The 12,521-nt window shown below is 64.7% G+C and carries 9 protein-coding genes; 6 read left to right on the top strand and 3 right to left on the bottom strand.

The window, feature by feature from the left end:
* The first annotated feature begins 51 nt into the window (after positions 1-51).
* From recJ to RIE53_10520, 6 genes are all read left to right on the top strand, one after another.
* On the top strand, positions 52-1,782 hold the full coding sequence (gene recJ, locus RIE53_10495; GenBank protein ID MEQ9105116.1) for a single-stranded-DNA-specific exonuclease RecJ: 1,731 nt from the start codon (positions 52-54) through the stop codon (positions 1,780-1,782).
* A gap of 90 nt (positions 1,783-1,872) precedes the next feature.
* On the top strand, positions 1,873-2,427 hold the full coding sequence (locus tag RIE53_10500) for a YeeE/YedE thiosulfate transporter family protein (GenBank protein ID MEQ9105117.1): 555 nt from the start codon (positions 1,873-1,875) through the stop codon (positions 2,425-2,427).
* Positions 2,428-2,429: 2 nt separating this feature from the next.
* Positions 2,430-2,858 carry a YeeE/YedE thiosulfate transporter family protein gene (locus RIE53_10505; protein ID MEQ9105118.1) on the top strand — a complete coding sequence of 143 codons (429 nt, stop codon included), beginning with the start codon at positions 2,430-2,432 and terminating at the stop codon, positions 2,856-2,858.
* Positions 2,859-2,914: 56 nt separating this feature from the next.
* Positions 2,915-4,360 (top strand): MBL fold metallo-hydrolase, encoded by a 1,446-nt coding sequence (locus tag RIE53_10510; protein MEQ9105119.1) that lies wholly within the window; start codon positions 2,915-2,917, stop codon positions 4,358-4,360.
* Entirely contained in the window at positions 4,357-5,952 is a 1,596-nt protein-coding gene (locus RIE53_10515; GenBank protein MEQ9105120.1) for a SulP family inorganic anion transporter, read from the top strand. Before RIE53_10510 ends, RIE53_10515 begins: the two co-directional genes overlap by 4 nt.
* Positions 5,949-7,667, top strand: a complete 1,719-nt coding sequence (locus RIE53_10520; protein MEQ9105121.1) for a solute carrier family 26 protein — start codon at positions 5,949-5,951, stop codon at positions 7,665-7,667. The genes RIE53_10515 and RIE53_10520 overlap by 4 nt, the downstream gene beginning before the upstream one ends.
* Here the strand turns inward: RIE53_10520 and RIE53_10525 are convergent.
* From RIE53_10525 to RIE53_10535, 3 genes are read right to left on the bottom strand one after another with little or no spacing between them, the layout of a single operon-like run.
* Positions 7,626-8,474 carry a molecular chaperone TorD family protein gene (locus RIE53_10525; GenBank protein ID MEQ9105122.1) on the bottom strand — a complete coding sequence of 283 codons (849 nt, stop codon included), beginning with the start codon at positions 8,472-8,474 and terminating at the stop codon, positions 7,626-7,628. The genes RIE53_10520 and RIE53_10525 overlap by 42 nt on opposite strands.
* A gap of 11 nt (positions 8,475-8,485) precedes the next feature.
* Positions 8,486-9,688 carry an FAD/NAD(P)-binding oxidoreductase gene (locus tag RIE53_10530; GenBank protein MEQ9105123.1) on the bottom strand — a complete coding sequence of 401 codons (1,203 nt, stop codon included), beginning with the start codon at positions 9,686-9,688 and terminating at the stop codon, positions 8,486-8,488.
* Positions 9,685-12,519, bottom strand: a complete 2,835-nt coding sequence (locus RIE53_10535; protein MEQ9105124.1) for a molybdopterin-dependent oxidoreductase — start codon at positions 12,517-12,519, stop codon at positions 9,685-9,687. The genes RIE53_10530 and RIE53_10535 overlap by 4 nt, the downstream gene beginning before the upstream one ends.
* Between the last annotated feature and the right edge of the window lie 2 nt (positions 12,520-12,521).

Raw genomic sequence — 12,521 nt, forward strand, 5'->3', positions numbered from 1 at the left:
TTGAGCGCTGCATCATTCCCGCGGCTCATTGGTATAGGCCCCATGAGCAGCATGAGCCGTAAACGCTGGCAAATAAAACCCGTCCCGTCCGAAGCCGAGGTCGCCGATCTGGCCCGGCAACTGAACGGATTGCACCCCGCGCTCGCCCGTACCCTGGTGGCGCGCGGAATCGATACCTTCGATTCCGCGCGCCACTATTTCCGGGCCGGAATATCGGAGTTGCACGATCCTTTCCTCATGCGGGACATGGATTTGGCGGTGGATCGTCTGGTCCTCGCCATCGAGAACGACGAGCGGATCCTGGTCTACGGGGACTACGACGTGGACGGTACGACCGCCACGGCGCTCCTGACCCGGTACCTGCGCGACGTGGGCGGGGACGTCTGCTATTTCATTCCGGATCGCTTCAAGCACGGCTACGGGCTGAGCGTGAAGGGACTGGATCATGCCGTCTCGGAAGGCGCGAGCCTGGTCGTCGCCCTCGACTGTGGCGTGACGGCGGTGGAGGAGGCCGCCTACGCCCGGAGCGTGGGGCTGGACCTCGTCATCTGTGACCATCACACGCCACAGGCCGTACTGCCGGACGCGATTGCCGTGGTCGATCCCAAGCGGGCCGACTGCGACTACCCGTTCAAGGAGCTGTGCGCCTGCGCCGTCGCGTTCAAACTGGCCCAGGCCCTGGAAAGCCGGCTCCAGCGGTCCCGCACCCCGCTCACGGATTTCCTGGACCTCGTCGCCCTGGCCACGGCCAGTGACGTGGTATCGGTAACGGGCGAGAACCGCATCCTGCTGCGCGAGGGCCTCGAACGGCTGCGCACGAATGCGCGTGTGGGATTGAAGATGCTTGCCGAGGAGGCAGGCGTCCGCATGAGCGATTGCTCCGCATCGAACATCATTTTTGCCCTCGGACCCCGGATAAACGCCGCGGGCCGACTCGGCGATGCGTCGCGCGCGGTCGCCCTCATGCTGGCCTTCGACGAACTGGAGGCGGTCGCGCGGGCACGCCAACTGGAACGTTTGAACCAGGAGCGGCGGGAGTTGGACCAGGAAACGCAGGAACTGGCCTTTGCGAAGGCCGACCGCCTGCTGGCCAAGGGATCCCGCCACACCATCGTGCTGCACGACGAGGACTGGCATCTGGGGGTCATCGGGATCGTGGCCAGCCGGCTGGTGGAGCGGCACTACCGGCCGACCATCATGATGACGACCCTGAACGGCATGGCCAAGGGATCGGCCCGGTCGGTGGCCGGCATCAACATCTACGCCGCGCTGCAGGAATGCGAGGATCTGCTGACGGAGTTCGGCGGCCACGACTTCGCGGCCGGCGTCACGCTGCCGGTGGCGCACCTCGCGGAATTCGCCAACCGGTTCGAGCAGGCAGTGTCCGGCGCCATTACGGCCGACGTCCTGGAGCCGGTCGTGCACGTGGATGCCGAACTGGCCCTGAGGGACGTGGATGCCAAGTTCTGGAGCATCCTGCGCCAGTTTGCGCCGTTCGGCGCCGACAACGAGATGCCCATCTTCCAGTCCTCCAACCTGGAGGTCGTGGGCCCCATTTCGACGGTCGGGAAGGACCGGTCCCACCTCCGGTTCGCGGTGAAGGACCGCGACGGCGGACAGCGTCGTGACGTGATCGGGTTCCGCATGGCAAAGCACCTGGACGTGGTTACCGAGAGCCAGGCCACGGGTCAGCCACTCGAAATGCTGCATTCCATCCAGGAAAACACCTGGAACGGACGCACGAAACTGCAACTGCAGGCGGTGGACGTGCGGCTGGGGTAATAGACCGTTTTGTCGTTTCTTCATATCTTATGCGGAAACACTTGTCATGACAAGTCAATACAACCGGCATATCACCAGCCCACCTCCCCCATGATCGACTTCCTGTCCCAACCCTGGCCCTGGTACGTGGCCGGCCCCCTCATCGGGCTGACGGTACCCGTCCTGCTGCTCCTGGGCGGCAAGCAATTCGGCATTTCGGACAACCTGCGCACCATGTGCGCCATCCTGCCGACCAAGGTATCGTTCTTCCAGATTGACTGGCGCGCCAACGCCTGGAACCTGACCATCTCGGCAGGCATCCTGATCGGGGCGTTCCTCGCCACCCTGTTCCTGGCGAATCCCGATCCGATCGCCCTTTCATCGGCCACGCAAGCCGACCTGGCGTTGCTGGGCGTGACGGAATTCAATGGATACGCTCCGGAGCAGTTCTTCTCCTGGGAAGGCCTCCTGAGCCTCAACGGGTTCATCCTGATCGTAGTGGGGGGCTTCCTGGTCGGATTCGGCGCCCGGTATGCAGGGGGATGCACCTCCGGTCATGCCATCAGTGGGCTGGCCGACCTGCAACCCGCATCGCTCATTGCGGTCCTGGGCTTCTTCGCCGGTGGACTGCTGGTCACGCATCTCCTTCTCCCCATCCTGCTGTAGCCATGAAAATCCGCCAACTCCTGCCCTATCTGCTCGTGGGCATCGCCTTCGGGATCGTGGCCGCCAAGAGCGAGATCATTTCGTGGTACCGCATCCAGGAGATGTTCCGCTTCCAGGCCTTCCACATGTACGGCATCATCGGCAGCGCCGTGCTGGTCGCCGCCGTTTCCGTACGCATCATCAAGTCCCGCGGCGTCCGCACGCTCTCGGGCGAACCCATTGTCATTCCTCCCAAGGACCTGTCCGCACCGGGTACCCGGTACTGGCTGGGAGGCACCCTTTTCGGAGTCGGCTGGGCCCTGACAGGCGCCTGCCCGGGTCCCATGTTCGCACTGGCGGGCACCGGCATGACGGTCATCCTGGTGGCGGTTGCCGCGGCATTGGCCGGCACGTACACCTACGGCGTCCTGCGCCCCCGCCTCCCGCATTGACCGACCCGCGTGTCGGCTGACGGGCCATATTTTTCAAAACAAAACACACAGAGACCATGCTGTTCAGACAGATCTTCGACGAGAAGCTGGCGCAATACGCCTACCTCATTGGATGCCAGAAGACCGGTGAGGCCATTGTCATCGACCCCGAGCGGGACATTGACACCTACATCGACATCGCCGAGAAGGAGGGCCTGACCATCACGTCCGTGGTGGACACCCACATCCATGCCGACTACCTCACGGGCATGCGCGAGTTCGCCGAGCGCGGCGTCCACGTGTACGCTTCCGACGAGGGCGATGCCGACTGGAAGTACGAGTGGCTCATTGGCTCCGACTACAACTATACCCTGCTCAAGGACGGCGATACGTTCAAGGTCGGCAACATCGAGTTCCGCGCGGTGCATTCCCCGGGCCATACGCCCGAGCACCTGTCCTACCTGATCACCGACCTGGGTGGCGGCGCCAACGCGCCCATCGGCCTCGCATCGGGCGACTTCGTGTTCGTGGGCGACCTCGGCCGTCCGGACCTGCTGGAATCGGCCGCCGGACACGCCGGCGTCATGGAGCCCTCGGCCCGCACCCTGTTCCAGTCCGTGCAGCGGTTCCTGGACCTGGAGGATTACCTGCAGGTGTGGCCGGCCCACGGCGCCGGTTCGGCCTGCGGCAAGGCCCTGGGTGCCGTTCCGGACACGACGGTCGGGTACGAGCGACGCTTCAACGTGGCCATCCAGACCGCCATGCGCGGCGAGGACGATTTCGTGGCGGCCATCCTGGACGGACAGCCGGAGCCTCCGCTCTACTTCGCCCGGATGAAGCGCGACAACAAGCTGGGGCCCAAGGTCCTGGGCACGCTGCCCAACCCGCGCCACCTGTTCGTGGATGACCTGAAGCGCCTGGTGGGACGCACGGACGTCGCCATCCTGGATACCCGGATCGACAAGGCGGCCTTCATGGCCCGCCATCTGCCGGGCTCGCTCTATGCCGGATTCAACAAGTCGTTCAACACGGCCGCCGGATCCATCATCGACGACGAAACGCCCATCTACCTCATCATCGAGGAAGAGCATGTGGACCAGGCCGTTCGCGACCTCATCCGCATCGGGCTCGACCGGATTGAAGGATATGCCACCCCGGAAACCCTGGAGGCCTACGCCGACACGCACGGGGAAGTGGCCCAGATTCCGTTCGCAACCATCGCCCAGCTCCCCGAACTGGCGGCGCAGGACGACGTGACCGTACTGGACGTGCGCAACCTGGCCGAATATGAGGCCGCGCACGTTCCCGGCGCCCAGAACCTGGCGTACACCCGGCTCATTCCCCGCAAGGGCGAAGTGCCCACGGGCGGACGTCTGGCCATCCACTGCAAGACCGGTGGACGCGCGGCGGTGGCCAGCGCGTTCCTGGCCCGCGAAGGCCACGACGTCATCTACGTCGAAGGCGACTTCGAGGAGTGGGCGCTGTCGAATGACCTGGCCACGGGAGCACCCGCACTCGCGTGACCTCCTTCTTTCCGGCCCTGAAGGCCTTCAAGGGGTACGACCGGCGGTTCCTTTCGGGGGACGTGAACGCCGGGATCACGGTGGGGGTCATGCTCATTCCCCAGGGCATGGCCTACGCCATGATCGCAGGCATGCCGCCCATCTACGGGCTCTATGCCTCGCTCGTACCCCTGTTGGTCTACGCCTTCATGGGCACCTCGGCGCAACTGGCCGTCGGGCCGGTAGCCATGGTCTCCCTGCTTGTGGCCACGGGCGTCGGCGCGCTGGCGGACCAGGGTACGGAAGCCTACATCACGCTGGCCATCCTGTTGGCGTTCCTGGTGGGCGTCTTCCAGCTGGCGCTGGGGCTGGCCCGGTTCGGTTTCCTGACGGCGTTCCTGTCGCACCCGGTGCTGAGCGGGTTCACGTCGGCGGCCGCGCTCATGATTGGGTACAGCCAGGTGGGGCATCTGCAGGTCAGCACGACGGCGGCCCTCGTTGGCGCCGCGGGCATTGTCCTGCTCGTCGCCTTCCGGATGGTCAAACGCCGGCTGCCGGGAGCCCTCATCGTGGTGGCGCTCGGTACGGCCGCCACATGGTATTTCGGGCTCGAAGTCCCCATTGTGGGCACCGTCCCGGCCGGTTTGCCCATGCCGTCGTTCACGGTCCCGGCCATGGACCAGGTCACGGCACTCCTGCCGACCGTCCTGGCCATCGGTCTGGTGGGTTTCATGGAGTCGATTGCCGTGGCCAAGAGCCTGGCCGCCAAACACGGCGACCGGATTGAATCCTCGCAGGAACTGGTGGCGCTCGGCGCATCGAACATCGCCGGCGCCCTGTTCCAGTCCTTCCCGGTCACAGGCGGCTTCTCCCGGAGTGCGGTCAACGACCAGTCCGGCGCACGCACCTCGCTCGCCAGCCTCATTTCCGCAGGAGTGGTGGGACTGACCCTGCTGTTCCTGACGCCCCTCTTCACGCATCTTCCGAAAGCCCTGCTCGCATCCATCGTGCTCGTGGCGGTGTACCCGCTCGTGAACTGGCGCGATGCGCTGCATCTCTGGAAAACCAGCAAGCCGGACCTGGCCCTGCTCGTGGTCACGTTCGTGGCGACGCTGGCGCTCGGCATTGAGGAGGGCATCCTCGTGGGCGTCGTGCTGTCCATCCTGATGGTCGTACAGCAGGCCTCGCGGCCGCATGTGGCCCGCCTGGGATGCCTGCCCGGCACCACCACGTACAAGAACCTGCAGCGCTGGCCGTCGGCCGTCGAACCCGACGGGATTGCCATCCTGCGCGTGGACGCCTCGCTGTTCTTCGCGAATGTGGACTTCCTGTGGGATACGGTCATGGAGCTGCTGGACAAGCGGACCGATGCGCGCGTGGTCCTGATTGACATGTATCCGGTGAACCGGATGGATGCCTCGGCCGTGCACGGCCTGGAAACCCTGCTGGAGGAGCTCGGCGATCGCGGCATTGCCCTCTTCCTGTCGGGCGTGAAGGGTCCGGTGGCAGACATCATGGATCGTTCAGGCCTCCTGGAACGGGTGGGACGGGACCGGATGGCCCTGGAAATCCATGACGCCGTGGAAGCCGCCCAACGTTATCTTTCCGGATGATGAAGCGCTACCTGCCGATCCTGGACTGGCTGCCCCGCTATGACCGGACCCTGTTCCGGGGCGATGCGGTGGCCGGCATCACGGTCGGCGTCATGCTCATTCCCCAGAGCATGGCCTATGCCAGCCTGGCCGGCCTGCCGCCCATCCACGGGCTCTACGCCAGCCTCCTGCCGCTGGTGGTGTACGCCTTCATGGGCTCGTCCCGGCATCTGGCGTTCGGCATCATGGCCATCGACTGCCTCATTGTGGCCGCGGCGGTCTCCCAGTTCACCCCGTCCGGCACGCCGGAATACGTGGGTCTGGTGCTCGCCCTGACGCTCATGGTGGGCATCATCCAGATGCTCCTCGGGTTCATGCGCTTCGGTTTCCTGGTCAACCTGCTGTCCCGGCCCGTCATTTCCGGGTTCACCGGTGCCGCCGCCATCGTCATCTGCCTGAGCCAGCTCAAGAGCCTGCTCGGCATTCCCATGCCCCAGAGCACAGCCCTCCCGGCCCTCATGATGGCCCTGTTCCGGGAAGCGGCAGACATCCACGTGCTGACGCTGCTCATCGGTCTGGCGGGCATGGTATTGCTGGCCTCCATCAAACACTGGTTGCCGCGCGTCCCGGGCGCCCTCGTGGCCGTCACCCTGTCCACACTCGCCGTGTGGTATTTCCGCCTGGACACGATCGGCGTCGACACCGTTGGCGTCATCCCGACGGGCCTGCCCTCCGTGGATGTCCCCGCCGGCGGGTGGGGCATTGTGCAGGCGCTCGTGCCGTCCGCCATCATGCTGGCGCTGGTGCAGTTCATGACCGTCGTCTCGCTCGGCAAGCTCTACGCCGGCAAATACGGATACCGGCTCGATGCGAACCAGGAACTGGTGGCCCTCGGCGCATCGAACGCCGCGGCCGGTCTGTTCCAGGGCGCACCCGTGTCGGGCAGCTTCTCCCGCAGTGCGGTCAGCGAAGGCACCGGCGCCCAGACCCCGCTCTCGAATTTCTTTGCTGCGGCCGTCGTTGCCGTGACGCTGCTGTTCCTGACGCCGCTGTTCTTCTACCTGCCCATCCCCATCTTTGCCTCCATCATCATCATGGCGGCCATCGGCCTGGTGGACATCCGCGAACTGCGCTACCTGCTGCGCACCAAGAAGGTCGACGGGGTGATCGCCCTGGTCACGTTCACGGTGACGCTCATGGTGGGCATCCAGGCAGGCATCCTGACGGGCGTCGGATTGTCGGTGGTGGCCATCATGGCGCGGATAAGCCGTCCGAACATCGTCCGGCTCGGACTCATCCCGGGCACCCAGACGTTCCGCGACGTCACGCATCACCCCGAAGCCATCGAAGTGGACGACCTGCTGATGGTCCGGATGGATGCGTCATTTTCCTTCGCCAATGCCGAACGCCTGCGCGACACCATTATCGAGGAGGTCGCCGATGCGCCGTACCGGGCGGTCGTGATCGACGCCCAGCCCATCAATGACATCGATACCACGGCCCTGGCCGTACTGTCGGAGTTGCACGATGCACTCTCGGCTCGGCACATCCGCCTGGTCATCGGGGGCATGAAGGAGCCGGTGCTGGAAACGGTGCGCGAGGCCGGACTCGACGACGAAATGGGGCCGGGTCACCTGTTCATGACGCCGTTCGATGCGGTACAGGCCGTACTCACCGACTGGGAGCGCGCCTTGCTACCCCGCGGCGACGGCGGTCACCATCCGCTCGAGCAGTAGGCGCGTCGCCGCCAGCCGGTCGTTCCAGGCCTGCTGCCACGCCGCGCCCACGAATTCCGGCCAACGTGCTTCGGTGGCGTCCACGTGCGCGCTGAGTACGGCGCAGACGTCCTCGAGTGCATCGTAGGCACTCGCGCCCCGGAGCAATCCCTCCAGGCTGCGCGCCCGACTGCCGAATCCGGTCGGTACGCGGAACGAACGGGCCGCCTCGTGGATGTCGGTGTGGGTCAGGAACAGGCCGCACTGCGCCGGCAGCGACAGATGCCGCCCGATCCGAGCCAGGGAGGTCTTCGGATCGTCCAGGATGTCCTCGACCGGGGGGAGGAGGGTTTCGGGTGGCATTTCCGTTGCGCCGGCAGATGCAGACGCGTGGTCCCGGCCGGTCGGCTGCCCCTCAGTGGACTGAGCATGAGCTGCCCTCATGATCCGGTCCATCTCGTCCGCCCAGCGCACGGTTTCCTCGTCCACCGCCATGCGGCGCACGGCGGCCGTCTGCAGCGGCAGCCAGGGGGAAACGTGCTCCATGAGAAAGGCCGCGAGCATACCGCTATTGGACGCTGAGAGATCGGCTTGGGGCGTATCCATCCGTTCTGCTGCCTGATCGAGCAGTTCTGCCGCCTGCGCCAGCAGCTCCGAAATGTGCCCGTCCGGATTCATCATGCCGTCCGCCGAGAGATAGATGGACGCCACCGGCATGGCTTCATGCACGAATACCCGGTAGTGTGCGGCGGCGTGGGCATCGCCCAGCTCCGCGCGGGGCATGGCGGCCACGCCCCCCAACCGCCTGAGCTCTTCGGCGTCGGGCATGCTGTGTGGCATCAGGCGCGTCCCTTCAACATCCCGTGCCAGTACATGGCCGGCAACAGGAAGCGCTTCATCATCATCATGGACCACCGCTCCTTCGTGGTATCGAACGGGAAGGAGGGGTCGGGGCGGTTGTCATAGTCGAATTCCGCCAGCACCAGACTGTTGTACCCCGTGACGAGCGGACAGGAGCTGTATCCGTTGTAGGAGCCGACCTTGCCGACCGTCCCTTTATCCATGTGCTCCAACAGGTTGCCGACCACGATCGGGGCCTGTTTCCGGACGGCGGCACCGGTCCGGGCATTCGGGGTCGAGCTGGCATCGCCCAGCGAAAACACGTTGGCATACGTATTGTGCTGCAGGGTGTGCTTGTGCACGTCCACCCAGCCTTCGGCGTTGGCCAGCGGGCTCTGCCGCACGAAGTCCGGGGCGGACTGCGGCGGCACGGCATGCAGCATGTTGAACTCGAATTCCTTGTTGGTCGTGTTGCCATCGGCATCCGTCACGCGGATGACGGCCACCTGCTCGTCGCCCCGGACCGCAATCAGTTCGTGCTGGCGGTTGAACGTGATGCCGTACCGCTCGATGACCTTGAACAGGGTCTCCTGGAACTCCGATACGCCGAAGACCACCGTGCCGGGCGACATGAACTGGATGTCCACATCGACCAGATGGCCGTGCTTGCGCAGGTAATCGGCCGTCAGGTACATGATTTTCTGGGGCGCGCCACCACACTTGATGGGGGTCGACGGCTGCGTGAACAGCGCCCGCCCGCCCTTCAGCCCCTGGATGACCTGCCACGTGTAGGGAGCCAGGTCCACCCGGTAATTCGAGGTCACGCCGTTTCGTCCGAGGGTCTCGGGCAGTCCGTCGACGAGATGCCAGTTGAGTTGGATGCCGGGTGCGACGACCAGGTAGTCGTAGGTCAGTTCGCCGCCGGATTCCAGCGTCAGGGCATTGCTTTCCGGTTGGAAGGATCCGGCCCGCTCCTTGATCCAGGTCACCCCTTTCGGCATGACGTCGGCCATGGGCCGCGCGGTATCGGAGACCGAATTCAGCCCACCGCCCACCAGCGTCCAGAGCGGCTGGTACCAGTGCGTATCGGACGGCTCCACGACGGCCACGTCCAGCGCTTGCCGGGCCTTCTTCAGCCGGGCGGCGACGGTCAGCCCCGCGGTTCCTCCTCCAATGATGACGACGGTATGATGCTGTTTCATGGTCTTGCACTCGGTTTATTCCGGTCGGGGCGGCCGAACGGCATGTCCGGCAGGGCATAGGCCTCCTTCACCGGTTTCAACGGACGGTTCAGCCAGTAGGGCCGGCGCGTCCCGTCGGGGCTGTGGTCGACTGCCGACCGGGCCAGCGCAACCCACTCGTGGTAGTTCTCCATGGAGGCGTCCGTGTCCACGAACACGTCACCGTGCCGGTCTTCCGGACGGGCCTTTTCCACGTTGAACGCCTTCTGCAGCCAGCAGTGGTGTCCCGATACGGGGTCCGGCTGCACGGCATGGGTCAGGTTCTGGTGGACGCCCACGTCTTCCCACCAGATGCGGCTCGTATCGGGGTCGAAGGATTCCCATGCCGTGGCGCCGTGTTCAACGCGCAGCCGGTTCTCCTTGGACGAGGGTTGCGAGATGGTCACCAGGTTCGATGCGCCCCGGCTCAGCCCCTCGCCCTCTTTCAGGCGCCAGCGACCCAGGTGGTGGCTCATGGCAATCACGCCGGGTTTTATGCCCTCTGTGATCCACACCTTGTCCACGAAATACCCTATCCGGGTCGTGACGCGGATGAGGTCGCCCGTATCCACGCCGAGTCGCCGGGCATCTTCCGGATGCATCCAGACCGGATTCTTGTGGCTCAGTTCGTAGAGCCACTTGGCGTTGGCCGACCGGGTATGGATGAGCGTCGGCAGCCGGAAATTCGGCAGCAGCAGCATTTCCCCTTTCGCCCGGTCGATGTTGTCGGGATGCACGTGGCTCTTGAGCGTCCACGGCAGGGTGAATTCCTTTTCGGGCCATCCCCACTCCCGCATGGTCGGGGAGAAGAACTCCAGTTTCTTGCTCGGGGTCTTGAACCCGGCGCCGTCCTTGGCGAACGGCCGGTAGTTGTGCGCCGTCACCTCGAAGGCGGCATAGCGCCGCATGTACTCGAGCGGGGAGAGGCCTTCCTTGGCCGCGGTTTCCGGCAGGCCGGGTACGCTGTTCTCGAAGATCCAGCGGTAGTACTCCTCCACGGTAACGATTTCACCCGGCCGGTACGGGCTCTCGAAATGTTGCCTGACGCCGAGCGCCCCGTCGGGGTCCATGGCCGTGGACAGTTCAATCCAGAACTCGTTCTCTTCCCAGACCTCGCCCGGATTGGCTTCCCATGTATGCGTGACCTTCTTGCCGAGCCGCTCCATGGCCACCCGCCGGACGGGCTGCCGGAAGGCAATCCACTGCCCGGAGTGGGTTTCCTGGCTCATGAGGTCGTGCCGTTCACCCGCGTGCCCCATGGGCAACACGTAGTCTGCGAACCAGGCCGATTCGTTCCAGGTGGGCGTCAGCGCCACGTGGCACTTCATTTTCTCCTCGTCCTGGAGCGCCTTCATCCACATGAACCCGTCCGGGTTTATCCAGAGCGGATTGTACACGCGCGTGAAGTAGACGTCGATGTCTCCGCGGCCCTCTTCCAGGAAATGCGGCAACAGGAAACTCATTTCGTAGAACGCCAGCGGCCATTCGTGCGGCAAATGCAGTTCGTTCCATGCATTCAGCGGCGGCGGCGACGAGAAGGGTTTCGGGACGAACTTGTTCCAGGAGTTGCCGGACGTGCCGCCCTCGTTGCCCACGCTTCCGGTGAGCACGTTCAGGAACAGCAGGCACCGTGCCACCTGCCAGCCGCCCAGGTTTCCGATGGAAGCACTCCGCCACGTGTGCGCCGCCAACCGGCCCTGGCAACGGGAAATGATTTCTGCCGCCTCCTGGATGCGTTGGATGGGCACCTGGGCCTCGGCCGCCGCACGTTCGAACGTGAACTCAGCGTAGAGGGCCTTCAGCAGCCGGTCGAAGTCCTCGAAGGTGGGGTTTTCCGGGACGTCGAAGACCACGTTGTCGTACGGATTCGACCGGAAGAAGGTGAGGGAGTCCTCCCAGTTCACCCATTCCTCCACGAAGGCCTTGTCGTACAGGTCATTCTGGATGAGATAATTGGCAATGGCCAGCAGCAAGGTCTGCTCCGAGCCCGGCCACGTCGGCAACCAGACATCGGATTTCGATGCGGTGTTCGACAGCCGGGGGTCGAGCGTGATGAGCTTGGCACCCCGGTTCTTCGCCTCCATGATGCGTTGCGCATGCGGATTGAAGTAGTGCCCGGTTTCCAGGTGGCTCGAAATGAGCAGCACCACATTGGCGTTCGCATAGTCGGGGCTCGGCCGGTCGAAACCCGACCACAGGAAATACCCCGCCCGGGCGCCCGCCGAACAGATGTTCGTGTGGCTGTTGTGTCCGTCCACGCCCCATGCCTGGATGCATCGATTGGTGTAGCCGTCCTCGCCCGGACGACCCACGTGGTACATGATGCCGTCGCGGCGCTTCTTGCGGCTTTCCCGCATCTTTTCGCCGATTTCCTCCAGCGCCGTATCCCAGGAAATCCGCTTCCATTTGCCCTCGCCCCGCTTGCCGACCCGTTTCAGCGGGTACAGGATGCGCTCGGGGTCATACACCTGGTTGATGGTGGCCGGTCCTTTCGCGCAGTTCCGGCCGCGGCTGCCGGGATGTTTCGGATTACCCTCGAACTTCTTGATTTCGAGGGTCTCCCGGTCCACGTAGGCCAACAGGCCACAGGCGCTTTCGCAGTTGAAACAGACGGTGGGCACCAGGGTGTAGTGGCGGGCCACTTTCTTGGGCCATTGCTTGCCGTCCCATTCCACCCAGTCATCCCACCGGTCGGTGGGCGGATACTGGCTCATGCGCCCATCCGGGTGGATGACCGTGGTCATTTCCGGTCGGTCCTGGTGCGGTGTCCGATCGGATTCCGAGAAGGTGGGGAGGCCAAAAGGTTTGTCCATGA

The organism is Rhodothermales bacterium, assembly GCA_040221055.1.
Lineage (GTDB): Bacteria > Bacteroidota > Rhodothermia > Rhodothermales > UBA10348 > 1-14-0-65-60-17.

Bases quoted from the DNA above. Each gene is read 5' to 3' on its own strand.
- recJ (MEQ9105116.1), top strand. From the start codon at position 52: ATGAGCCGTAAACGCTGGCAAATAAAACCCGTCCCGTCCGAAGCCGAG.
- RIE53_10500 (MEQ9105117.1), top strand. From the start codon at position 1,873: ATGATCGACTTCCTGTCCCAACCCTGGCCCTGGTACGTGGCCGGCCCC.
- RIE53_10505 (MEQ9105118.1), top strand. From the start codon at position 2,430: ATGAAAATCCGCCAACTCCTGCCCTATCTGCTCGTGGGCATCGCCTTC.
- RIE53_10510 (MEQ9105119.1), top strand. From the start codon at position 2,915: ATGCTGTTCAGACAGATCTTCGACGAGAAGCTGGCGCAATACGCCTAC.
- RIE53_10520 (MEQ9105121.1), top strand. From the start codon at position 5,949: ATGATGAAGCGCTACCTGCCGATCCTGGACTGGCTGCCCCGCTATGAC.
- RIE53_10525 (MEQ9105122.1), bottom strand. From the start codon at position 8,474: ATGCCCGACGCCGAAGAGCTCAGGCGGTTGGGGGGCGTGGCCGCCATG.
- RIE53_10530 (MEQ9105123.1), bottom strand. From the start codon at position 9,688: ATGAAACAGCATCATACCGTCGTCATCATTGGAGGAGGAACCGCGGGG.
- RIE53_10535 (MEQ9105124.1), bottom strand. From the start codon at position 12,519: ATGGACAAACCTTTTGGCCTCCCCACCTTCTCGGAATCCGATCGGACA.